General features: G+C 41.1%; 19 protein-coding genes and 2 pseudogenes. 3 read left to right on the top strand and 18 right to left on the bottom strand.

All coding sequences use genetic code 11. The features are described 5' to 3' along the window. The 14 genes and pseudogenes from DW862_RS11620 to DW862_RS11680 all read right to left on the bottom strand — a co-directional run bounded on the left by DW862_RS11620 (position 1) and on the right by DW862_RS11680 (position 15,152). Entirely contained in the window at positions 1-900 is a 900-nt protein-coding gene (locus DW862_RS11620) for a methyltransferase domain-containing protein (protein WP_004298876.1), read from the bottom strand. Positions 901-1,117: 217 nt separating this feature from the next. Next, complete coding sequence (locus tag DW862_RS11625) at positions 1,118-1,843, bottom strand: hypothetical protein (protein ID WP_120068319.1); 726 nt, start codon at positions 1,841-1,843, stop codon at positions 1,118-1,120. Then, entirely contained in the window at positions 1,833-2,378 is a 546-nt protein-coding gene (locus DW862_RS11630; RefSeq protein WP_133304320.1) for a JAB-like toxin 1 domain-containing protein, read from the bottom strand. The genes DW862_RS11625 and DW862_RS11630 overlap by 11 nt, the downstream gene beginning before the upstream one ends. Before the next feature lie 76 nt (positions 2,379-2,454). After that, positions 2,455-3,046 (bottom strand): annotated as a pseudogene (locus DW862_RS11635) (RHS repeat-associated core domain-containing protein); the annotation flags it as partial. A gap of 61 nt (positions 3,047-3,107) precedes the next feature. Continuing rightward, positions 3,108-3,677, bottom strand: coding sequence for a hypothetical protein (locus DW862_RS11640; protein WP_120068325.1), 570 nt, complete (start codon positions 3,675-3,677; stop codon positions 3,108-3,110). After that, a pseudogene (locus DW862_RS11645) lies at positions 3,637-4,457 on the bottom strand (RHS repeat-associated core domain-containing protein); the annotation flags it as partial. The pseudogene DW862_RS11645 and the gene DW862_RS11640, both read right to left, overlap by 41 nt. Positions 4,458-4,562: 105 nt before the next feature. After that, positions 4,563-5,048 (bottom strand): hypothetical protein, encoded by a 486-nt coding sequence (locus tag DW862_RS11650; RefSeq protein ID WP_120068329.1) that lies wholly within the window; start codon positions 5,046-5,048, stop codon positions 4,563-4,565. Further along, a complete protein-coding gene (locus DW862_RS11655; protein ID WP_243636480.1) occupies positions 4,999-9,300 on the bottom strand; it encodes an RHS repeat-associated core domain-containing protein in 4,302 nt (1,433 codons plus the stop codon). Before DW862_RS11655 ends, DW862_RS11650 begins: the two co-directional genes overlap by 50 nt. Continuing rightward, on the bottom strand, positions 9,297-12,284 hold the full coding sequence (locus DW862_RS11660; protein WP_243636481.1) for a hypothetical protein: 2,988 nt from the start codon (positions 12,282-12,284) through the stop codon (positions 9,297-9,299). The genes DW862_RS11655 and DW862_RS11660 overlap by 4 nt, the downstream gene beginning before the upstream one ends. Before the next feature lie 116 nt (positions 12,285-12,400). Continuing rightward, positions 12,401-12,496, bottom strand: a complete 96-nt coding sequence (locus DW862_RS25915) for a smalltalk protein (RefSeq protein ID WP_005681936.1) — start codon at positions 12,494-12,496, stop codon at positions 12,401-12,403. A 5-nt stretch (positions 12,497-12,501) separates the two neighbouring features. Then, positions 12,502-13,035 (bottom strand): N-acetylmuramoyl-L-alanine amidase, encoded by a 534-nt coding sequence (locus DW862_RS11665; protein WP_120068335.1) that lies wholly within the window; start codon positions 13,033-13,035, stop codon positions 12,502-12,504. A gap of 101 nt (positions 13,036-13,136) precedes the next feature. Then, complete coding sequence (locus DW862_RS11670; RefSeq protein WP_004312452.1) at positions 13,137-13,655, bottom strand: HU family DNA-binding protein; 519 nt, start codon at positions 13,653-13,655, stop codon at positions 13,137-13,139. Positions 13,656-13,859: 204 nt separating this feature from the next. Further along, complete coding sequence (locus tag DW862_RS11675) at positions 13,860-14,729, bottom strand: DUF4373 domain-containing protein (protein WP_049701490.1); 870 nt, start codon at positions 14,727-14,729, stop codon at positions 13,860-13,862. Positions 14,730-14,750: 21 nt separating this feature from the next. Further along, complete coding sequence (locus DW862_RS11680; RefSeq protein ID WP_008023700.1) at positions 14,751-15,152, bottom strand: hypothetical protein; 402 nt, start codon at positions 15,150-15,152, stop codon at positions 14,751-14,753. A 481-nt stretch (positions 15,153-15,633) separates the two neighbouring features. Between DW862_RS11680 and DW862_RS11685 the strand changes: the two genes are divergently transcribed. Further along, positions 15,634-16,347 (top strand): S24 family peptidase, encoded by a 714-nt coding sequence (locus DW862_RS11685; RefSeq protein ID WP_008023698.1) that lies wholly within the window; start codon positions 15,634-15,636, stop codon positions 16,345-16,347. Positions 16,348-16,521: 174 nt separating this feature from the next. Here the strand turns inward: DW862_RS11685 and miaB are convergent, their stop codons facing one another. Beyond that, positions 16,522-17,895, bottom strand: coding sequence for a tRNA (N6-isopentenyl adenosine(37)-C2)-methylthiotransferase MiaB (gene miaB, locus DW862_RS11690; protein ID WP_120068338.1), 1,374 nt, complete (start codon positions 17,893-17,895; stop codon positions 16,522-16,524). Positions 17,896-18,231: 336 nt separating this feature from the next. On the opposite strand from miaB, the gene DW862_RS11695 reads away from it, so the two are divergent. Then, positions 18,232-18,693 (top strand): hypothetical protein, encoded by a 462-nt coding sequence (locus tag DW862_RS11695; RefSeq protein WP_008023697.1) that lies wholly within the window; start codon positions 18,232-18,234, stop codon positions 18,691-18,693. 136 nt (positions 18,694-18,829) lie between these two features. Next, on the top strand, positions 18,830-20,329 hold the full coding sequence (locus DW862_RS11700; RefSeq protein ID WP_120068341.1) for an acetyl-CoA hydrolase/transferase family protein: 1,500 nt from the start codon (positions 18,830-18,832) through the stop codon (positions 20,327-20,329). A 314-nt stretch (positions 20,330-20,643) separates the two neighbouring features. On the opposite strand, the gene dacB is transcribed toward DW862_RS11700, so the two are convergent. The 3 genes from dacB to DW862_RS11715 all read right to left on the bottom strand — a co-directional run bounded on the left by dacB (position 20,644) and on the right by DW862_RS11715 (position 24,044). Then, complete coding sequence (gene dacB / locus DW862_RS11705; RefSeq protein WP_120068344.1) at positions 20,644-22,050, bottom strand: D-alanyl-D-alanine carboxypeptidase/D-alanyl-D-alanine-endopeptidase; 1,407 nt, start codon at positions 22,048-22,050, stop codon at positions 20,644-20,646. A gap of 156 nt (positions 22,051-22,206) precedes the next feature. Further along, positions 22,207-23,550, bottom strand: a complete 1,344-nt coding sequence (gene lpdA, locus DW862_RS11710; protein WP_117683621.1) for a dihydrolipoyl dehydrogenase — start codon at positions 23,548-23,550, stop codon at positions 22,207-22,209. 41 nt (positions 23,551-23,591) lie between these two features. After that, on the bottom strand, positions 23,592-24,044 hold the full coding sequence (locus DW862_RS11715) for a PH domain-containing protein (RefSeq protein ID WP_087318029.1): 453 nt from the start codon (positions 24,042-24,044) through the stop codon (positions 23,592-23,594). Positions 24,045-24,090 lie beyond the last annotated feature (46 nt).

The raw sequence follows: 24,090 nt of genomic DNA on the forward strand, positions 1-24,090 counted from the left end.
TTATCTCTTTTTTCGGAATACATAAATCATGGAACTACTGCGTTCTTTCCGTCCTAAAGCATTAAACCATGCTAACGTTCCGGCAAACATCCCTTTCAGGAAACTGCACGAACTGCCACGATGTTTTTCGCTCAACATGGATACGTAGAACGCATCGAACGGCATCGGATGACGCGCCGCCATGATAAAACCATGACGGGAAGCCAGTTGTTGTATAGTGCCCGGAGTGAAATGCCAGAGATGACGGGGAACGTCGTATGCCGCCCAATACTCGCCATAGCGTTGAGCATCATAAGAAGAGCAATTGGGTACAGCTACAATCAATACTCCTTTTTCTGTCAGCAACTCATGAAGTCGCTGCCACACTTCACCAAGGTGTTCCAGATGTTCCATCACATGCCAAAGGGTGATGACATCAAAACTGCCGGGAGCAAACTCTTTCAAAGCCGATTCGGGCTTTACGTCCAGATCGAAATGCAGCTTCGCAAACTCACGTGCCTGCGGACTTTTCTCCACTGCCTCCACTTTCCAGCCCCGGCGAACCATCGTATCAGAAAAGTAACCGGTTCCCGTACCTATATCGAGCAAACGCCCTGTTTTACGATGCGCTTCCTTAGCTACCAGGCGCGCTTTGCGGCCCAGCATATAGGAACGTACATAATGGTAGATATTATTCATTGCGCCTTTGCGCGTATCAGTGTGAGAGATATAGTCGGGAGTCTCATAATACTTGCCTATCTCTGCTTCCACGGGGACTCCTTGTGTGAATGTAAATCCACAGTCCTCACACGAATACAGTTCAAACTGTTCGCCCGAAGCATAAAAATCCGTACAAGTCATGACGCGTTTCAAGTGCGCACCGCCACACACCGGACAAGCATTTATACTGAGTTTCTCCATTAACTATCTAAGCAAAATTAAGTGCTGCCTCGAATGACAAGACAACACTATACCCGAATTTGGTGCAAAGAAACAAATAAAAAGTGATGGATTGGGGTTTCGTTAAGGACTTTTAATAGAAGAGTTGTCCCCGATGCAAGATGAGAGTAGTTTTTACAGCTCATATCGGGACAAGATATCTTTTTGAAGAAAGATCAAAAAGTCAGGTTAACAGAAACTATTTAAATTCTATATTAATACGATAACCAGCTAAATCTACAATTTTTTCCTTTTCCTGAAACGAAAGCGAATCATAGTCCTTATCCCATATTTTCAACGATATTTTATTTCTTTCATCTTCGAATAACTTTATTAAGTCATACAAGCAATTATAAAAGACTCGCCAATCAGAAATCGAGAAACCATTATTATCTTCTATATGTACTTTCATATACACTCCGGCACCTGATATTTCTAATTCTTCTTCCTGATTGATATTACGCCTAGTAAAAATACGTCTTCTACTTGCACTATCAGGATAAAAAATATAATCTACAGCTAAACCGCGGATATCAGATAATTGAGTAGGGGTGTTTTGTACTTTTATATGTCCCCCTTCATACAGATCAATATTAAAAAAATACCTATCAGTTGCTCTTAACAGTTCAGTTTCATCGTTATAGTACGACAAACACCAGTCGATTGTACTATCTGACAAATTAATATTAGTAAATACCGCCATTTTCACGCCACCTTTTTTAAGCAACAAAGAATCATTTAATAATGTACATAATTTAGGGAAAGCATGACTGTCGTCCACAAAATCATAGCCAGTACGAATTAGTCCAGGTAAATCAGTAAAAACTATTTTAGGATGAGATTTTGCATCAACTATTAGTTTAATTCCATATATAATTGAAAAAAACAACAGGATTAATAAACAAGCTACTTTTCTATTTCGCATAACTATTTAAATTTATCCATTGGTTACCAGGCTTCCAAGGTGCATATATATAAACTTTAGCATTTGGTGTCGCCATTATTAAACTTCTTGCAGCATTAATATCAGGTGCCGATGGAACAAAGTCCACATTAGGATTCGTACCTGTATGGCTATGAGCATCGTATACTTGATTCTCAAGTTTGTAATCTTCCCCTAAAACAGAGAAACTAGGCGCTTGACTATTCTGATGAAGAGTACCAACAACAGAATTTCCATTTTTATAGTGCGACAAACTCCATTCAACATTAGACGTTTTTGACGCAAAAACAAACAAATTCTTTGCATCTACTTTCGAACGTATTATTGCTACATGTCCTTGCCTCATTGTAGGAACAACTTCAACACTATATTCACCTTTACTCACTCTTCTTATTATTTTCCCTTCCAAAGGAACAGCCTTATTTTCAATATTACTTTTTCCTGCTAAAACTGGAAGGATATTTTTATCACTCACTGTTACATTTTCGTCTTTCCCCTGTTGATTGATTTGTTCCAATCAATCGATCTGGTTTGGCATCAGGTTTATTAACCGGCCTAATATTACCATTAGTATCGATTCTATAATCTCTTGGAACTATACCTGTAGGATCTATTTTTCGTATCGGATTATTCAAACAATATGTATAGGAACTCCAATTGTAGAATTTTTCACTTAATGGATCCACCACATGCCATCTTCCCAACACCGCATCATAATGTCTCGCCCCATAATCATACCAGTCAAGACCACCTTGTCTATCCAGTTCCTTACCGTTGTACTTGTAAGGCTGGACAGATGAAGTCGAAGCAAATGTACCACCAAAAGGATAATAATGATTCACCTCCTCCACACTACCGTTCTGACCCACGACCACACGGTTATTACCCTGGTGATCTTTCAAGTAATAATGATACTTGCCATCAACAAGGGAAATATATCCCAACTCCGTCAACAAAGTAGTGAGCACACCATTTTCATAGATCGCATCGTCAAAGTAATCAGTAGTTGTGGTCTTTCCAGCTATTATATGCGTTGTTCGGAACTTTATTCCTTTGGCATCATAAAGATAGGAAATGACACCTCCATCCTCAAACTCTATACAGCTGGGTAAATTTAAACAATTATACTGAATTTCAGTTTTTTTTGTTTAAATCCTGTATTAAAATTCCGTTTGAGTTATAATATAAAATACCCTGATACAAATTGGCTGTTTTCTAGCCAATTTGTATCAGGGTAAGACACTTCTTATTCGTCAGGCAAATATTTACTTTTTTCTTCCGGATGATCTTTCAGATACCCTTTGATAAAATCAGGTAACCATTCATACGGAGTAAGAGAATCATACAATTCTTCTTGAACAAATTTCTGAAGTTCTTTAGAATTTCCTTTCATCAATACATCATTTAAAAACACCCCATAACCACCAGCACCAATACAGACCCTAATATCAGGTCTCCTTTCACCATTTATCGGTTTTAGTTTTATAAGCGAACTTACTCTAAGATCAATATAAGAATCAGGTCCGGCAGGTTTCAACTGATTAACCAGAGCTACAAAACGATCAATAATCTTCCTATCACGAATAATCGTTTTATGGTTATCATTTCCAAATACAATGTGCAAACAATCGGTGATAGGAATATTTGTATCTACATCTCCTATAAACCAAAAGTTTACATTCTCAACATCGTTATTATCAATTAATAATTGATTACTTTTACAAGATGTCACAAATAATAATAGTAAAAATAATGAAATAGAATAATAACTGCTTTTATGGCTCCGAAGTCCATACAGGTTTCTTTCTTTTCTCATATTCCAGTGTTTTTTGTTCGTCAATTACATTTGAAGTAACTCCTTTTGTTATTACAGTTTTCCCATTATGATTTCTTCTTGTAACTTGCCCTGGACGAGTTTCACCATTAGCCCTTGAAGTTTTCTGTTCTGAACCGGTTATCACTCGTCTTTCTTCTTTTGTCTGATACTGCAGGTCGCTGCCACGTACCCTGTTTACCTCATACTCTTGAGCATTTATTTTATGTTCTAGCGCATGATCTGCTTCATGATCAAATATAGTAGCCGGAGAATTTACAGTACCATTATCATGTTGTGCCCCCCAATCACTTTTCCAATAAATACATCCAGTACCACGTGCAGCATCCGGACTATATTTGTTATCATATATAGCTTCCATCACATTCACTTTTATATCAGTATTTTCTACTATTGCAACTGTTGAAGCTCCACCTCCATTACCCATTTTTATACCATTCGCCTTATTATATTGATACGCTGTTATAACCGACTGAACGAAAGGGTTAGAATGAGTTATATTACCACCGCTATACGAAAATGATAAGTTTCTTCCAGTGAGCACACCATTTTCATAGATCGCATCGTCAAAGTAATCAGTAGTTGTGGTCTTTCCAGCTATTACATACGTGTCCGGAACTTTATTCCTTTGGCATCATAAAGATAGGAAATGGCACCTCCATCCTCAAACTCTATACAGCTGCGTAAATTTAAACAATTATACTGAATTTCAGAAATCTTTTTGTTTAAATCCTGTATTAAATTTCCGTTTGAGTTATAATATAAAATACCCTGATACAAATTGACTATTTTCTAGCCAACTTATACCAGGGTAAGACAAAAACAGTTCACATTACAAGTACAGATGAACAAGAAAATACCTAAATTTTAATCAGTATGATTTATATCTACATGTATTACTCTTGTCAATATTACATTCACAGCTTTGTCCTCATGAATTCCTGCCTGCCAATTTTGCATTAAATTTAATGCTTTCAAACCATTTTCTTCAAAAGCCGAAAGCTTATCCCCCTCTTTCTTATTGTAAATTCTAGCACCTATCAAATGCCCTTCTTTATCTATAACATACTGAACTTTCAAGATTGTTTGTTTAGGTTCAGTATCAGAATAAACAGGACGAAATTTTCTGCTAAAATCAGATATGAAAGCTGCTTCACCTCCCTTATAAAAAGGCATTTTTTCAACAAAAGTATATACCTCTTTCTGCGATAAACTATCATATGTAACAAAATCACTTTTTTGTTGCCCTTTTATTAAATTACAAGAGCAGATACATAGCACTACAACAATCAATAGATATGTTTTATTGATTCTGAACAGGAGTTCCTGGGAAATTAAGCCAATAGTCTTCATAATATTGTTTATATAAATTAGCATTTTGTTCAGGAGTTAACACTGAATTATATTTTGGAACAAAACCATATCCTCGTTTTTGTAAGTTTATCTCATTTAATATATAATTCAGCTGCCCTTTTGTTAACATATTTAGATCGTAGCCTTTCATACCATCAATAGTAATTTGAGGATAGTTCATAATATTATTCACAATATTCTTATCCGTTGTAGAAGTAGATACAAAAGAGTTAGGAGCTACCCTTACCAACTCTGTATCTGCTGTTTGCGTCAATTCAAATGGATGTCCTAGCCTTAATGTATGTAATACTTCATGTGTGGCATCCGAAGCTATATTGGAAAGTGATCTCAACTCCCCCTTAGGATTAAACAAATTCACAGAAGAACTAAAATAGGTAGTGCCCCCTCCTAATGTGCCATCCATTTTCCCCAAAGACAACGATTGCGATATGTTTTCATTTCCACTATAAAAAGTAACAGCAGTTGATACCATCCCTCCAGAAGCTTCTTGAAATGTATTGTTTAACTGTGTACTAATAGCTGTTTTATATGCATTAATTTGAGACGATGTCAGATTAAGACTTGAATCAACATTGAAATTAACAGCTAGAGTTACAGTCTTAGTTCCATTGGCATTCAAAACAATACCCCACTCTTTACCATTGACATCAACTAACATAATAGGATTATTACCACAATACGCATATGGACTAATCGAATAGTATTTCTCCGCCAACGGATCTACAACATGCCATCTTCCTAGCGCCGCATCATAATGTCTCGCCCCATAATCATACCAGTCAAGACCACCTTGTCTATCCAGTTCCTTACCGTTGTACTTGTAAGGTTGAACAGATGAAGTCAAAGCAAATGTACCACCAAAAGGATAATAATGATTCACCTCCTCTACACTACCATTCTGATCCACGACCACACGATTATTACCCTGATGATCTTTCAAGTAATAATGATACTTGCCATCAACAAGGGAAATATATCCCAACTCCGTCAACAAAGTAGTGAGCACACCATTTTCATAGATCGCATCGTCAAAGTAATCAGTAGTTGTGGTCTTTCCGGCTATTACGTGCGTTGTTCGGAACTTTGTTCCTTTGGCATCATAAAGATAGGAAATAACACCTCCATCCTCAAACTCTATACGGCTGGGTAAATTTAAACAATTATACTGAATTTCAGAAATCTTTTTGTTTAAATCTTGTATTAAATTTCCGTTTGAGTCATAATAGTATTCGACCGGCAGATCTGCTCCATCTTTAAATTCAAAATTATCAGCATGGGCAGAACCTGTTACACTATCAGATACAGCCTTCAATTGATTTCCATTATAACTCATGACAAGGTTATCTATTAAGCCATCTTCATCCTCTGATCTCTTTCCGCATCTTTTAATACCAAGGATATTCCCATTTTTATCATACCCGGTTATCTCTTCATTAAAACGATCCTGATTGACATTCAAGCCTTCACCTTCACCATATACAGCACGAAGCAGGCGGCTTCTGCCATCATACATAAATTTATAACCTCTTTTCACGCCATCAGCCTCCCATGTCATACTACTAATATTTCCATTATAACAGGGATCACCCAATCCGTCCACATAATGCAATTGTTCTACAAACCCTGCATTACTATCAATACCGGTCAGCCAGCTACGTATATTATAGGCATTTTCTGTAATTACTGAATCTTTTCCATGAATACGTTCCAGTCTTTTTAGCCTTCCTAACTTGTCATAACCATACAACAGATCGACAGTATCCTTACCTACGACACAATGTCTTTCGTGAATCAGCCTTCCTGCACGATCATAACTATACAATTTATTTAAAACTCCTCCTTCGTATTCCGAGCAGACACTCACAGGCTGCTTGAGAATATTAAAAAGCGATTTATTTACTTTCTTATTTCCACCCGATGTCGTCTTACGTTCCTGAATCAAATTATGATAATAATCATAATAATAACTGGCATATTGGTATTCTTCCGTTCCCAATATTCGAACGATACTTCCTGTTAGCTGTTCTTTGCAATGAGGTGAACTCTGGCTATTCTCATAGCGTTCCCCGTAATTATTATCAAATACATACCATAGTGAAGACAAAGAATCCGGCAATAAGTTCTGATATTCATAAGTATCATAAAAATAAACCTGTTGTATGTCCAAATAATGATTCTGCAATCCATAAATAGTATATCCATAGCAAGGCAAATCTATATTTGAAGTAAATTCAGCATAAATATCCTCTGAAGCACAATTCTGAAAATCAGGCGTACCGCGATAAACACCGTTCAACACAGAGCGCCCCGACAAATCTTCCAAATGAAAAGCCCATTCATTATTTGCCCGTTCTTTTCCATTTTGAGTAAAAATCAACCGGTCGCAACGATCATACACTAATTCCACCCACTCGCAACCAGGCTGTTTTTTCCCAACACAACGGTTACGGGTATCGTACTTATACAAGAAAGCATAATCGGATAAAACAGAAGCACTATCCGTAAGAGAACCTGAACAAAAATTGGCAGAACACATCGGAGGAAGAACAACTCGTAAATTTCCGAATATATCATATATATAGTATGTGTCATCCATTCCTTCATTACCATTTATACTGCGAATCAGCACGATCCTTCCTTCTTTATCCGTAAATTCATACCTTACATAATTGTCTTCATCAACCTCTTTTACGACATATAGTTCCCCGGAAGCATAGGTTCCTGCACAACTAACAAAAAGTCGTGTTCTATCAGTCGGCACGGTATAACGCAAGCACACCAATGAATCGCACAAGTCCAGCAAGGTAGTATCTTTAGATACATTTGTTAAATATCTGCTATTAATCCCTTTTCCCCGATTATGCCATTCCATACCCGGACCATATCGGCTCTCCACTCTCCCTATAGCCGAATTTTCATATAACGTTTTTGTATAAGGCATAACATCGTTTCCATTAGACAAGACGGAACTATTCTTCAACTCTTCCGCTTCGACAAATGCACCACAATTGCCGGGTTCCGATACCCCAGGCAGCCATTCTCTAAACAAGCGTCCCATTTTATCATACTCTGTAATTGACAACAGATCCGTATCATCAACACTATGCTTCACTTTGACATTCTCAATAGAACGCCCCAAACCGTCAAAATATTCAACATCATCCCTGAACCCCATTCCATCCGGAGTAGTATAAGTACGCGTATGTATGTAATTCTTTGACGAAAGATTCAATCTCTCACGCACCTTTATAGACACAATATTCGAAGTATATACATCAACCCCGTCATTAGCCATCATTCTGAAATAAGTGGTTTGATACAACGGACCCGGCTGATATACTGTTCTCAAATCCGGTACATCAAAGACATCCACCCAATGTATCTGGTCATGACTGTATTGCCACCATCTGAACAAATCATCCCTTGTCCCGTCATTCTCGACCCAAATGCCACGAGAAGTCTCACCTGAATCAATCGGTTCTTCATGCATAGAGGAAATAAACAAGAATACGTCATCAAAAAAGTTCCAGTTCTGTTCAACTTTTACGGTAACTTTATACTTCTGGTAATTATTCATGTCTACAGAAAAATTGCTATTACGTGAAAATCCACGATACAGAAGTTCAATCTGCCCGCTACGGTGATCTCCAAAATTTCTCATAACTTCTATTTTTACAGTAGCAGGATGATCAGTATTTTCCCATCCGGTATACAGGAAACTACACCAATCAGATGTATTTTCTCCAAGCCATAATTCTGTACAGATAAAATCACCAGGCAGCGAAGGACAATGCTTGATAAGATCAATATAAGCCTCCCCGCCTCTATTGGTAAAAGACAAAGGTTCTGTGAGCCTTTTCACTCTAATATCCGAAGAATATGCAACCAAGGTACCACTTACAACCTTTCTTCTGATATATACCCCTTCCGCTCTGTATGTATTGAAAAGTTGGGATGAAACCAAGCATCCCCCCTCATAGTCAGATTGAGCAAGCCGGGTAATCTCACTCCATTCATTTGAATCAGTATACCGGTATTCCCACGATATAGAATAAGTCCCGTTCCCCCCTGAAGGAGAAACTACGTCTTTAAGTAGAATATCATTCCCAAAATATTGATGATAGCCGATTTTTCCCGCAAATAAAGGAGTGACAGTATTATTTTGTGCCGTTAGACAAGTGCCTGTACCCAACAATATGAATAATATTATGATCCGAAGTTGTTTTATCATAGCTTATAATTGTATTTAAATTCCTGAATTAATTGTTTTCTTCCGTTTCTTTCCAAATAAGATTCTTTAAGGTACCCAAACTGATCATAGCCATATTTAGTAGTAAAGCCATCAGAAGTAGTTATTGAAGTAACCCCGACGTACGGTTTATACAGAAACGTTTTAATAAAGACCGGATGGTTATCTCTAAAAGCCATCCGTAGTTTATTTAGCTCACGCTCTAATTGATATTCTCCATACCCTTGCAGATAGGATAAATCATTATTTTCATGACCTAAAACGCTTTTTACAGAGTCGTATGTCGCCCCTTGTATTTCCGCTATAGGATATTTATAATTATATCCCCATATATAGCAGGTATGATTATTATTTTTATCAACATATTCTAATATATTTCCTTTTTTATCATACGAAACATAAGTCATTTCTCTTTTCAGCCCAAGGGGTCCATCGTGAGATACATCAACATAAGCAGGTAATAGCAGATTTTGATACAGTCCATATTTTATCTGTTCACGATAAACTTCCTCACCATTATATTCGGTTATAGTTTCAACCGGATAATCGAGCATATTCCTTTCTACCATAAGATTACTTATGGCATCTGTATAGTTATAGGGGTACTTTATATTCTTTATCCTACAATCACCACCACCATTTTGAGAGGTACGAATAACTTTTATCAACTGGTTCTTATCATCATAGACATAACCTTCCTCTGAAACAACTGTTCCCCCATCAAAATATTCACTAACGACTTTCTTACTCAACAAATCCCTTCCGGACATGACCGAGTAAGTCATATATTTGAAAAGAGATGGCCTGGAAAGCTCGATCGTATGAGCAAAATCATACGTATCCTGATAAACAGGAATAACAACTTGCTCCATTTTAATTCCTCCGTCCATAACCAAACCAGCGCTTCTACAATAGGTATAATCTTCCTTTTTAACTAAACATCCGTCCGAATTAAAGTACCGGCATGATGCTATGTTAGTCTTTATTCCATATTGATATCTGTGTATATAAGATTTCCATCCCCTGTTATTCAGTAAATCAGGGCTTCCTACATATTTCTCATTAGTATTTTCAGGCATCACATCTATGTAAAGAGGTTGAAGCAGGTTAAAAAGATACGAAATCTTATTTTCACCCTTTTCCTGTTTATTATATACATGTACTTGCGGATATTCTACGAAAAAATTACTACTAATGTTAGCATCTCCAAAAGCCACCGGAGAATAAATACGTGAGCAAAATGAGACATAATCATAAAGCCCTGGAGATGTTCTATATTGTATTCTGTTCTGTTTCACATCTGCAAAGGTTTCACAACTCAAATGAAAACTAGGAACACCAATTCCATCCTCATTTTCTCCATATTTATACCTTTGCTCATGTAAATTGCCATTATCATCATAAGTTTTAACATTACTCAATCTGATACCGGCCCCCTTCACACGAGCGGAATTCAATAAATACTCATTGGGTTCATATATGAATTCTTGTGACCCACCGGTAGGAAAATATATCTTCTTCAAAGAAAAAAGATGTGCTTTTGTGTTATCCGAATCATTTTTGAAGTTCACATTTGGAATAATCTGGGATAACTTCTTGATTACATCGCCATGTAAATTTGTTCCAGGGACGGGTTTAAAAAACACAAAACTATCATCAACAAATTCACGACTTATTATCGGTAAATAAACCTTATCCAGTTGTGCAGAAGAATACAAATAATACCCCCATAAATCAAATGTATAATGTGTATCATCATATTCACCCAATCCTAAATTAGAAGGCGTATAATACGACAAATAATATTTTTGGCCATCCATTTCCAGCCTGTCTAAAAAGAAATGCGGTCGTTTGTTCATCCCGGAATATAAGAGGCTGATTTGTTTAATAACATCACCAGACTGTTTATCGACCACGGTTATACTATCTACCGCGTTGGAATGAATGCCACCTGCTGACGCACGAAAGAAATTCACTTTTATTCCATTCGCCTCAATTCCTGACAATAAGAAAGTTGTATAGTTGGGCAAAGTTATATTAATATTCAGTGTAGTACTTAGATCATATTCTTGTTGTACCTGAACATCTCCTTCATCTTCTACGTACATACGATAGGCATAAGAATCACTTACAGACAACGTCTTATATTCCGACTCTGTAATAGAACGGTCTGTATATTCGACATAATCAAAACGAACCGTATCATTTTTTGCCGTTACAATACTTTTCAGAGCCCATCCTGTAGTTCCCGACGAAATATCCGTTCGATACGCGTCTTCATGAACATGTTCGCCGGCATTACCACCATAATTATAAGTAACACCATGTCCATCAACAATTTGAAATCCAGTCAACAATCTTCCTGTTAAGATAGGAGTAATTTGGCAATTTATCTTTTCCAGGATTTCAACCTTATCCAATGTAGACGGATCCGGAAAAACAAAATGTCCACTCTCGCTTAATGTACTAAATGTAAAAATATCACATCCCTGGTCCCGCGATGCGACAGAGAAATAGGAGACATTACCCATTATTCCAGACGAAAAAGCAGACAGATATTTGTCTACATCAATATGATTATTCAATTTATTTAAATCATCAAATAATGTAGGCACTCTTTTCATTGCTTCATCGGCATAACCAATAATTGTTCTGGACACCCTTGCAGCAGGGGATAACGTCCATCCCACTCCGACATCACCAGACGGCTGTTTATATTTGATTCCACAAGTGTTGTACGAGATATTAATGGGAACATTAAAATCTTTCATCTCAATATTATATAAATTGATATCAATAGTCTTTTCTCCACGGGATGAAATATTATTATTAAAATATTTCTCATAAAAATTTTCTATTAGCTGACTTTGGGGAGAAGACGGTATCACATCCGGTGACTTAAACTGCTGCGCCATAGCAATTGAGTAACTGAAAGTCATTACAATGAGTAAAAAAATCTTCTGCATATATATTGTTTTCTGCATTTTAATAAATATTTTTATATTTCTAATTATCTATCGTTCAATTAATTATCTAACCATCAAAATTGTGGGACGGCGCGCACGTCCCACAATTCAACTAATTACAGATTCATCGCGTTAGCGCCCAAAACGCCAGCCAAAGCTGAAGCCACTGCGATAACCACCTTCAGGATCATATCCCATACTGATTTCTTCATTGCCATCATTTACCTCCTTTCTGTTCTTTAATGTGTTGTGTTACTCTGTGTTCTTTCGTGTTCTTATTCTTAGTTCCGGTAGCAGACTCTCCGAACTCATTGAATTCCTTTGCCACCTCAAAGCACGGGCACTGTTTAATCCATTCTTCCGGCTCTATCTCACCGTTTCCATTGAGATCCGGCGAAAGATCCCGGTGTCCGCATACCCGGCAACCGGGAAATTTCTCCTGTAGTTGCCCAACGAGTTGCCGGAGCGTAGCCCGTTGTGCCGGAGTCCGGGTATCTGCCGGGCCTCCCCGGCAATCCAGACCACCTTCATAGCAGATACCTATCGAGTGAGCGTTGAAACCTTTGGCGTGTGCTCCGATGCGTTCCACGGGCCGGGTAAGGTGCACTGTTCCATCCTTCCGGATGTAGTAGTGATAGCCTGTTCCGTTAAATCCGCGACGCCGGTGCAACCGGTCCAAATCTTCCGGAGAAAGTGTACAATCCTCCCTCGTGGCGCTGCAATACACCACAATCAAGTTAATAATCCTCATGTTAGTGGATGATTTCTAGTTTAGTTAAAAGCCAAATGTTTAGTTAAGCCTACGAAGTTTGTCGTTTACATTTTGTGTACTCCTCACTGCCGTGACGTCATTTATGCAGCCGGATCGGGCGCTTCTCCGCCTCCTTCATTACCGCCTCCACCGGGCTTGTCGCTTCCACCGGAGTTACCGCCTCCTGCACTACTTGCATCGGAAACAAGTTTATCATAACGGGCACACTTCGCACCGGTCACCATCGAACGGGTAGCGGTAGTACGGTCATGATTCTTAGTCGTTGTCGGTTGGAAGCGGACGGTAAGTGTAGCCTGTGCAGCCGACACTTCGTCAGAGGTTTCCACACCTTTGCCACGAGCCACCATCACCATACGGAAGGTACCAAGACCGTCCACGCTTACGCTTTCCGAAGATTGCAAGTGTTGCCCCATCACCGTCACTAGGTTGTCGAGTGTGTTTTTTACGTCACCCGGAGAGAGGGAAGAGTAGGCTGCTATTTCTTTCGAAAGTTGTGCGGAATCTACGTTTCCCGAACGTACAACTCGGGGATAGAAGAGTTTTTTACCGCTTTTTTTGTCTTCCAGAGTTGACTGGAAGGGTTTGTACAATACTGGCATAATTGTAATAGTTTTTAGTCGTTAATAATTCTAGTTTGTCTGTGTCTTTAAGCTTATCGACAATGCAAATATAAGACCTTATTTCTGTCTGTGCAAGAGATTTTAAAAGTGTGCGTTAATAAATTCGTTAATATGAAAATTCGTTACTATACTACTAATTTACAATACATTATATAATATAATAGCATCATAATCCTCATTAATTCAGTTATTCAGGACACTCAACAAATAATGACCGGGCAGTTTGATCTTTCCGGCACTTGCCCGAATGACACCGAAACCCTTCCAAACCTTACCACCGATTTCTCCGTAATTACTTTTCAGCACGATTGCATACTGTTCGGAGGGAGGAATATGATAAAGACGAAGGTTATCCAACAGTCCGGAAAGGTTGCGCGGGTGTCCGTCAGCAGGAGCTTGCATCCGGTCAATATCCGACTGTGTCAGTTCACGTTTCTTCTTCGCCGGTTTTCTGTTAGAAAAATTTCCTCCCTCTTCTTCCTCATCCCCTCCTTTGGGCAAAGGAGGGTTAGGGAGGATGTTTTCTTTCCTTTCTTTTTCTTTTCTTTTTATGAGGGTGCTTTTTGTTGCAGTATCCGGGGATTCTGTTACAGTATCGAGGGTTTGCGTTACAATATCCGGGGTTTCTGCAACAGCATCCGAAAGGGTGGAGTGTACGGTTTCCTCATCCGGCAGCAGACAGTAGTCCGGAGAAATATGACGGCGGCTGCGACGTTTAGTGATAAAAAGGAACTGCCGCTGAATGTCGGCGGAAGTCAGGATGCCGTAACGTTCGTAGAGAGAGGAATCGAAGAAACCGTACTCCACAAACAGACGAAGCACCCGGCGGACACTATCGTTGTCCGTGCTGAAGAGCTGGTCGGAGAGTTCGTCATAGAAGTCATCGTCGACATGAATATAATAACCCTCGCCCGAATATAGATAAGACAGGGTATAGAGCAGGATCGTGAAGGCAGAATCGCCTTCACGCTTCATCACACGGCGTACGACACGGTCGTGCATAAAATCGGTATTCAAAGGGAAATAGTCAAGCCCTTGTTTTATTCGTCCCATGATATAAATTGTTTTTATAAATCAGTCTGCCAATTCTAATTTTGATCCTGATTTTGATTCTAATTCCAATTCAAAGACTGATCCGGATTGGGATTCAGAACCTGATTCGTATTCAAATTCCGATTCACGGACTTTCCGCCTTTTCCGTTCAATGCTGGCAGCTACGGTTTCAAGGGCATGCAGAATAAGTTCCCGCCGCAACGTGGGATCTTCCGTAGAGGTAATTACCGGATAACTGCTTTCCCTGTCGCATGCCAGGGAGCGTTTCTCGTTCTTCCGGTGGTTCCGGCTGACAGTTTTACGACATTCCTTACAGTAGTTGCCGGGAAGACCGGTTTTCTTATTGATATAAAAGGCACTTGCCGGAAGAGAGCGTTTGCAACATCCGCAAACGCACAGTGTTTGTACTTTTGAACTTTTCATTTTGTTATCCAATTATAAATTATAAATGCTAGTTTTTATCAGTCAGGTCTGTAATCATCCAAATACGGAGTATTCGTATACAATATGTTATCCTTTTGTTATCCTATTGCCAGGTATTAACATCTGGCATTTCAGGTATTAATGGTTAGAGAAATAGCTATTAACATTTGAGGAAATAGCTGTTAACAGGTATCAGCAAGCTTTCCGCAGGTGGCGGATGAGAAATTTTCAAGGTTTCGGTGTTTTTCTTGAAGTTTTGCATGGCATATCCGTTTTTAATTTATATTTTTGAAACGTTTTCTATTAATCAATGGGACAAAGATAGAATATTTTTTCATAAATAAAACATTAGTTTTCATTTTTAATCTTAATTATTTTACAAGTCATTGATTATAAACATATAGTAAACACGTTTTTTAGTCAGCCATTTTATAGCTGCCATTTATAAATCCGGGATTAGTCTTTTAAATAAAAAAACAGAATGGATACAAATTTGGATGTATTAGGTATCATCAAGCGTGCCAAACAGGCGTTAAACCTAAAAAGAGACAGCGAACTAGCTGAATATCTGGGAGTTTCGAGAGCCACAGTCACCAATTGGGGCGCACGAAACAGCATCGATTTCCGCTTGTTGCTCGACAAATTGGGGGACAAGGTAGACTACAACTGGCTATTATTGGGAAAAGGAAATCCGAAACATCAGCCGAGACATTGCGAAAGCGAACTGGTGCAGGGAGAAGTCGAGATTATACACAATCCGAAAACACCCGAACCAATAGACGACCGTAGCGTGACATTATACGACATTACGGCAGCAGCGAACCTGAAAACATTGTTCACCAATAAAAAGCAGTATGCACTGGGGAAGATATTGATTCCCAATATATCCGTCTGCGACGGGGCGGTCTACGTCAACGGAGACAGCATGTACCCTATATTGAAATCGGGAGACATTATCGGATATAAAGAAATCAGCAGTTTCGACAATGTCATTTACGGGGAGATATACCTGGTGTCGTTTATGATTGACGGAGACGAGTATCTGGCAGTAAAGTACGTAAACCGTTCGGAGAAAGAAGGTCATCTCAAACTGGTGAGTTACAACACACACCACGAACCGATGGATATTCCATTCGCGTCCATCAACGCAATGGCGATTGTGAAGTTCTCCATCAGGAGACACATGATGATGTAAGTTTCACCACAGAGGACACAGAGGACACAGAGGAACACTGATTTTTTATATTAATCCTCAAAGCCTCCACAGGATGTGTTGTATAAGCGCAGTTACCACATACCGTACAGGCAGTCACAACTACAAGACAGCCACGACTATGAGAATAAGACCTCTGCGTCCTCTGTGGTGAAATCAGATTTCTTCCCCTTTCAGCGTAGCCGAACTAGCCTCCGTGATACGCACATTGACGAAATCACCGACACGATGCGTACCTCTGTCGAACACCACCACACGGTTTTGTTCCGTACGGCCGAACAGTTGATCGCGCGAACGCTTGGAAACACCTTCCACAAGCACTTCATACGTCTTTCCGATGCAACGCTGGTTGGATTCGGCAGACAGACGGTTCTGTAAAGCGATAATCTCATTCAGGCGGCGGACTTTCACCTCTTCGGGCACATTATCTTCAAGATGTTTGGAAGCATACGTTCCCGGACGCTCGGAATATTTAAACATGAAAGCAGCATCGTACCCACACGCTTCCATCAGCGAAAGCGACATGGCATGATCTTCTTCCGTTTCAGAATGAAAACCGGAGAAAATATCGGTAGTCAGTCCGCAATCGGGGATGATGCGTTTGATAGCTGCCACCCGGTCCAGATACCATTCACGGGTATACTTACGGTTCATCAGTTTCAGGACGCGGGAACTACCGCTCTGCACAGGCAGATGAATATGTTTACATACATTCGGCACTTGTGCAATCACCTCCAACGTTTCGTCACTCATATCCTTCGGATGGGAAGTCGTGAAACGAATACGCACCCCCGGAGCGGCTTCGGCCACTGTTCGGAGCAACATCGGGAAGGTAACCACTTCTCCTGTCGGCCTCTCAAAACGGTATGAGTTGACATTTTGTCCCAACAGGGTGACTTCTTTATAACCTTTTGCCACCAAATCTGCCACTTCATTGAGGATGCTTTCCACGTCACGGCTACGCTCACGTCCGCGAGTATAGGGAACGATGCAATAAGTGCAGAAATTGTTACAACCGCGCATGATGGACACAAAGCCGGAAATATGATTGCCACAGATACGCGACGGAATCACATCCCGATAAGTTTCGGTAGTAGAAAGCTCCACATTGATTGCTTTCTCGCCAGTCTCTACGGCAGCAATCAAATCGGGCAACGTCAGGTAAGCATCCGGACCGACTACCAGGTCGACATGATGATTCGTTATCAGATCATCCTTTACCCGTTCGGCCATACAACCCAGTACACCCACAATCAGGCGCTTTTTCTTTTTCTTCAGCGAGTGGAAAAACTCCAGGCGGTTCAGGATCTTCTGCTCCGCATTGTCGCGGATAGAACAAGTGTTCATAAACACAGCGTCAGCCTCTTCCAGCGTTTCAGCTACGGAATAACCCGCCATTTGCATCACCGATGCAATCACCTCACTGTCGGCTACGTTCATCTGGCAGCCGTATGTTTCGATAAACAACTTCTTGTTGTCATCAGTCATTTCAGTTGCGGATTTAAAGTCCGCTCCCGTTAATTCGTTCATACTTAAATCTTAGTTTAAAAATTCGGATGCAAAGATACGGCTTCACTTTCAATAAGTGGTTAATTGACACAGAAATAACGCAAAAATTGATGATTTGGCAAGCAAATTTGTAATTTATGTTAAGAGGATAAACATTTTCCATCCATATACTTGGCAAATTTAAATTTATTTTTCACATTTGTGCAATGAAAGAAACATTAGATTTTTTCATAGTTAAGGTTTAGGTTAAAAAAATTAAGGGGAGCTGTGAAGCTGCCCTTTTTTCATGCCCAAATGTTAGTTCAAACCAGATAAAATGCCTACCTTTGGCGGATAACTATTTAGATGTGAAGCACAATGGAAGATTTTTTGAAATTTCTCTTGATAGCAGGCGTCATTCTTGTGGGAATATTCAAAGAGGTGAATAAAAACAGCAAGGCGAAAAAGGCTAAAGCCAAGCACCCCGTTCCCACAATGCCATCTCCGGTTGAAGTAAACCCCGATGCCGCTCCTATGCCCGAAGCTTGGGGCAGGCCCAAATCCCTGGAAGAGCTGTTCCAGCCGATTCTTCGCGAACAACCGGCTTCCAAACAATTTTCCAAACAGCAAACTTCGAAACAAAAAAAGAAAAAAGAAGAAGTATCCGTGGCTGCATCTCTTGCGAACAGTGTCGCACAGGATGAACAAAACAGTCGGCAAGGTGCTCACTATAATACTCCTCACGATTCACCCGACAATAAAGAAGACTTTACGATTCATTCGGCAGAAGAAGCACGCCGAGCCATTATCTGGGGAGAAATACTTCAACGGAAATACTGACCGACAGTCGGAGGAGACTTCTTTTAAGTATTAAGTATTAAACATGGAGTATCAGGTGTCAACCTGTATACATACATTTTGAGCGAATTTTCAACTAATTAGATATCAACTGTATTTAACACGAAATTTACTATTTATGTCACTCAATCGTATTTCGGCAGCGGAAGCTGCAAGCCTGATTAAACATGGCTACAACATCGGCCTAAGCGGATTTACTCCCGCCGGAACGGCCAAGGCTGTAACAGCCGAACTCGCAAAAATTGCTGAAGCAGAACATGCGAAAGGAAACCCGTTTCAAGTAGGAATTTTCACAGGAGCATCGACAGGAGAGTCCTGCGACGGCGTACTGTCACGTGCCAAAGCGATCCGCTACCGCGCCCCTTATACTACCAACGCTGATTTCCGCAAAGCTGTGAACAACGGAGAGATTGCCTACAACGACATACACCTCTCACAAATGGCACAGGAAGTGCGCTACGGATTCATGGGCAAAGTGAACGTGGCCATCATCGAGGCGTGCGAAGTGACTCCGGACGGAAAGATTTATCTGACTGCCGCCGGTGGTATCGCTCCGACCATCTGCCGTTTGGCCGACCAGATCATCGTAGAGTTGAACAGCGCACACAGCAAATCCTGCATGGGTTTGCACGACGTGTACGAACCGCTCGACCCGCCTTACCGCCGCGAAATACCTATTTACAAACCAAGTGACCGTATCGGACAGCCTTACGTTCAGGTAGACCCGAAAAAGATTATAGGCGTAGTAGAAACCAACTGGCCGGACGAAGCCCGTTCTTTCGCCGCTGCCGATCCGTTGACCGACAAAATCGGAGAGAATGTTGCCGACTTCCTCGCTGCCGACATGAAACGTGGTATCATCCCGTCTACTTTCTTACCCTTGCAATCGGGTGTAGGAAACATCGCCAACGCTGTGCTCGGTGCTTTGGGACGTGATAAAACGATTCCTGCATTCGAAATGTACACAGAGGTAATCCAGAACTCTGTAATCGGACTGATTCGTGAAGGACGTATCAAATTCGGTAGTGCCTGCTCACTGACTGTAACAAACGACTGTCTGGAAGGCATTTACAACGATATGGATTTCTTCCGCGATAAATTGGTTCTCCGTCCGTCGGAAATCTCAAACAGCCCGGAAATAGTACGTCGTCTCGGTATCATTTCTATCAATACAGCCATCGAAGTCGACCTGTACGGCAACGTAAACTCTACCCATATCGGCGGAACAAAAATGATGAACGGTATCGGTGGTTCGGGAGACTTTACCCGCAACGCTTACATTTCTATCTTCACTTGTCCGTCTGTGGCTAAGGAAGGTAAGATCAGTGCAATCGTACCGATGGTATCCCACCACGACCACACGGAGCACGATGTTAACATCGTTATCACCGAGCAAGGTGTTGCCGATCTTCGTGGCAAGAGTCCGAAAGAACGTGCACAAGCCATCATCGAAAACTGTGCTCATCCTGACTACAAAGAGCTTCTTTGGGATTACCTCAAACTGGCCGGCAACCGCGCGCAGACTCCACACGCTATTCAGGCTGCACTTGGTATGCACGCAGAGTTGGCTAAAAGCGGCGATATGAAGAATACCAATTGGGCTGAATACGCCAAGTAATATAGAATATAGGATTTACAATATTCGATTCTAAACAAGTATAATTGTATTCTCTGGTAAACAAAATCCAACGATTTTTGCTTATTAGGGAATACAATTATCTTTTTATAGAAAAATCAATAAGTTATAGAAGAATCAATAAGCCCTCCATGGAGAGTAGAAACTTAACCTATGACAACATAGAAATCGGATTCAACAACGAAATTCCACTTGGGTTGTTTTGGGGTGTCAAAACACTTTTCTTTAGGAAAGTGCTTCTGCTGCACAGAGCTTTAGCAGGGATAAGTCTTTCAAGTTAGGTATTATGACACCATCTATTTCCCGATAATCACCTCACACACCTTATCCTGAAATGCCCGTGCCTTAGCTGCCGAAAGCACATTCTGGTTCATAATGGCAAAGGCTACTTCATGTCCGTTTTTCATCTTCAGATAGCCCGCAAGCACATTTATTGCCGTAAACGAGCCTGTTTTGGCATGAACATTCCGGAAGGCAGGAGTACCTTTCATCCGGAATTTCAATGTTCCGTCCACCCCGCCAACGGGAAGAGATTTATATAACATCTGAAACACCTCTGTTTGCGAGTACGCATATTTCAGAAAGTCCACCAGCAGGGCAGGAGAGAGGTAATTATAATTGGACAGTCCGCAACCGTCGGCAATCTTATAGTCTTTCGGGTCATGCCCCAGGCGACGGATCAATTTCATAATCTCGACAATACCATCTTCGGCAGCCACCTGCTTCTTTCCCGTAGCCTGGGCTCCTAAGCGACAGAGCAATGCTTCCGCATTAAGATTATCACTCTCTTTCATCAACTGGTTCAGCACTTTCTGCACGGAAGTATTCCAGCAAGCCATCCGTTCTACAGTCACACTATCACGAGGCAATTCGGCAAAACCATACGACTGGGGAGTCGTGATTCCTTTCCCACGAAGACGCTCCAGGAAAGTATGCATAAAAAAACGGGGAGAATCGTAGATGTTTACATCGTCCTTTCTGATCGAAGTGACATTGCCCGAAACGAGGAGATTATTGCCATTCGTCAGCCAGTCTCTCGTGAAAGAGAATCTTCCGGCAGAAGAGGTACGTGTTTTCGTCTGATTCGTCACTGTATAATAGGAGGATACAGGTTGACAGGAAACACTTGCAGTATCTCCCTGCACTGTAGAGGGAACGACAGAAACCTGCACAGTCCCCTTGCAAAACATCAATGGAGAGAGATAGGGCTGATAGCCCGCAGGGGTATCGTCCCATGCCCATCCACTACCCCAATAAAGAGAGTCTTTCATCGAAACATCGCCGTACACCTGTCCGTTAATCACCGAAAAAGGGAAAGTGATTACCTCTTCTATCAATGAATCCATCGACTGGCTGTTAAATTCAGGATCGAATCCGCCTACCACATACAGGTTGCCTTGCAAAGTATCATGTTCTATCACGCCATCGTGCCATACTTCCGTGCGGAAAGGTTCGGCAGCTTCGGGGCGGGAGAGGGCGGTAATAGCCGTCAGCAGCTTCATTGTAGAGGCAGGACGGGAAAGTTTCTCCGCACGATAGTTATAAAGTGATTTCTTAGCCGTCAGATCGTAGACGGATATGCCGACCTCGGATGCTTCGGGGAGCATCTTCTTGATAAGCGAATCTATCCGGGAGAAATTTTGTTGTCCCCAAAGTGGCAACAAACAAACTGAAAGGGTGACCAACAAAAGACTTTTTTTCATACAATACAGTTTATGACATCAACAAATGTACAATGACACATCACCATACAAACTATTTCCAATAAGGCCGGAGTGATTATATATTTTCTCATCATATATTTGATTTTATCAGTAAGATACCCGCATCAATGAACGATCGCAGATATCGGAATCCGTTTATAACACTTCCCGGAAAATCTCTCCTACCGTAGGATGCGGGAAAACAATCTTTTTCCATTGCGCTGCCGTCAATCCGAGCTCAATGGCAGTGCCCGCAAGAGTGATAATCTCCGAAGCCGGATTGCCCAATACATGGGCTCCAATCACCCGTTGCTGTTCGTCCAACAATACTTTGCAGACTCCGTTCACGCCCTCATTCTCCGCCACAAAACGGCCGGAGTAAGCCATCGGAAGTTTGATAACCTGATAAGTGATATCTTTTGCCAACGCCGATTCCTCCGTTTCACCCACTCCAGCAATCTCCGGATTGGTATAGACTACGCCCGGAATAGCCCGATAACTCATGGCATCTTCCTTTCCCAAGATGGAATGTACGGCAACTTCCGCTTCACGAACAGCCGTATGGGCGAGCAAAGAGAATCCTGTCAGGTCACCACAAACATACACGCCCGGCACAGAAGTCTGCATCTTTTCATTAATTCTGATAGCGCCACGCTCTGTCTTCTCCAAATTCAAGTTTTCGAGCCCGAAACCTTTCGCCACCGGGCGACGGCCGACACTCATCAACAGCTTTTCTGCAATGACACTGCCGTTTCCCTCCGCGTTCTCATAAGAAACAACAGCCCCTTCTTCCGTTTGCGACAAGCCGACCACTTTCGTACTAAGCAGGAATTTAATACCTCGTTTTGTATATTCCGCACGGAGCAAAGCGGAAAGCTCCTTATCCATTCCACCCAGGATTTCGTCCATCATCTCAACCACCGTCACCTGTACTCCCAAACTATTGAAGAACGACGCAAACTCCATACCGATTACCCCGCCACCAACAATAGCCAAAGAAGCCGGCAATTCTTTACTGTCCAAAGCATCCCTGTGCGTCCAGTAGTTCACCGCGTCCACTCCCGGAATAGGGGGAATGAAAGTTTCCGAACCCGTACATAATATCAGATTCTCTCCTTCGTAAGTCTCTTCCCCGCAGCGAACCGTATTTTTATCAATGACCTGCGCTTCTCCTGATACAATTGTAACATTGTTGGCAGTCAGCTTCGCTTTCACTCCCAGCACCAGTTTACGCACTACCTTACTTTTACGCGCTATTATCTTAGGCAAATCGAAAGAGACTTCCGGGATATTGACTGCATACTTTGATGCATGTTTTGCACTGTCATAAGTCTTTGCCGAATACAACAATGTTTTCGTAGGAATACAGCCTTCATTCAGACAGACGCCACCCAGACTATTCTTTTCGATAAGCAATACGCTCAAACCACCTTTACCGGCAGTTTCGGCAGCCGTATATCCCGCAGGACCGCCACCAATGATAATTACTTGATATTTCATAGTATATAATCAGTTAATCTTTTCATTATTATCAAAACATGCTACGATTCATCCGCTTGAGAGTCTACCGGGTCTATTGCCTCCGTGGCCTTTATTTTCTTTGCGAACATTCTCTTTTCGAGTAGTTCTGCAAATTCCTGTTCCTTGACAGGCATCACCGAAACAAACTTCCCTTTTCCGTATTCTATCAGGATATAATCCGTCACCGAGAAGCGGCCGAATTTCATGGAATGGTATTTCCTGACTGCGGTAATTTCGGAAAGCGGGATGATCTTCTTGCGAATAAAACGACCACGTGAGACTTCCAGATCACCGTTTGTTGTCAATGTATAAGTAGTGTGTATAATTTGTTCGATCACTACAATCAGCATCAACATAAACAGTACCGCCACTAAGATATACTTACACCACAATGCGCCGACGGCATTCACAGTAAGCACCACCAACAGGAAATATTGGTACCAGGCGATGCGGGCATGAAAAATTCGATTCATTTTGTCAGATTTTTGCCTGCAAGGTAGCAATTTTATGAATTAGTGA

Source organism: Bacteroides sp. AM37-9 (assembly GCF_003603455.1).
Classification (GTDB): domain Bacteria; phylum Bacteroidota; class Bacteroidia; order Bacteroidales; family Bacteroidaceae; genus Bacteroides; species Bacteroides xylanisolvens.

Bases quoted from the DNA above. Each gene is read 5' to 3' on its own strand.
- DW862_RS11620 (WP_004298876.1), bottom strand. From the start codon at position 900: ATGGAGAAACTCAGTATAAATGCTTGTCCGGTGTGTGGCGGTGCGCAC.
- DW862_RS11625 (WP_120068319.1), bottom strand. From the start codon at position 1,843: ATGCGAAATAGAAAAGTAGCTTGTTTATTAATCCTGTTGTTTTTTTCA.
- DW862_RS11640 (WP_120068325.1), bottom strand. From the start codon at position 3,677: ATGAGAAAAGAAAGAAACCTGTATGGACTTCGGAGCCATAAAAGCAGT.
- DW862_RS11650 (WP_120068329.1), bottom strand. From the start codon at position 5,048: ATGAAGACTATTGGCTTAATTTCCCAGGAACTCCTGTTCAGAATCAAT.
- DW862_RS11655 (WP_243636480.1), bottom strand. From the start codon at position 9,300: ATGATAAAACAACTTCGGATCATAATATTATTCATATTGTTGGGTACA.
- DW862_RS11660 (WP_243636481.1), bottom strand. From the start codon at position 12,284: ATGCAGAAGATTTTTTTACTCATTGTAATGACTTTCAGTTACTCAATT.
- DW862_RS25915 (WP_005681936.1), bottom strand. From the start codon at position 12,496: ATGAAGAAATCAGTATGGGATATGATCCTGAAGGTGGTTATCGCAGTG.
- DW862_RS11665 (WP_120068335.1), bottom strand. From the start codon at position 13,035: ATGAGGATTATTAACTTGATTGTGGTGTATTGCAGCGCCACGAGGGAG.
- DW862_RS11670 (WP_004312452.1), bottom strand. From the start codon at position 13,655: ATGCCAGTATTGTACAAACCCTTCCAGTCAACTCTGGAAGACAAAAAA.
- DW862_RS11675 (WP_049701490.1), bottom strand. From the start codon at position 14,729: ATGGGACGAATAAAACAAGGGCTTGACTATTTCCCTTTGAATACCGAT.
- DW862_RS11680 (WP_008023700.1), bottom strand. From the start codon at position 15,152: ATGAAAAGTTCAAAAGTACAAACACTGTGCGTTTGCGGATGTTGCAAA.
- DW862_RS11685 (WP_008023698.1), top strand. From the start codon at position 15,634: ATGGATACAAATTTGGATGTATTAGGTATCATCAAGCGTGCCAAACAG.
- miaB (WP_120068338.1), bottom strand. From the start codon at position 17,895: ATGAACGAATTAACGGGAGCGGACTTTAAATCCGCAACTGAAATGACT.
- DW862_RS11695 (WP_008023697.1), top strand. From the start codon at position 18,232: ATGGAAGATTTTTTGAAATTTCTCTTGATAGCAGGCGTCATTCTTGTG.
- DW862_RS11700 (WP_120068341.1), top strand. From the start codon at position 18,830: ATGTCACTCAATCGTATTTCGGCAGCGGAAGCTGCAAGCCTGATTAAA.
- dacB (WP_120068344.1), bottom strand. From the start codon at position 22,050: ATGAAAAAAAGTCTTTTGTTGGTCACCCTTTCAGTTTGTTTGTTGCCA.
- lpdA (WP_117683621.1), bottom strand. From the start codon at position 23,550: ATGAAATATCAAGTAATTATCATTGGTGGCGGTCCTGCGGGATATACG.
- DW862_RS11715 (WP_087318029.1), bottom strand. From the start codon at position 24,044: ATGAATCGAATTTTTCATGCCCGCATCGCCTGGTACCAATATTTCCTG.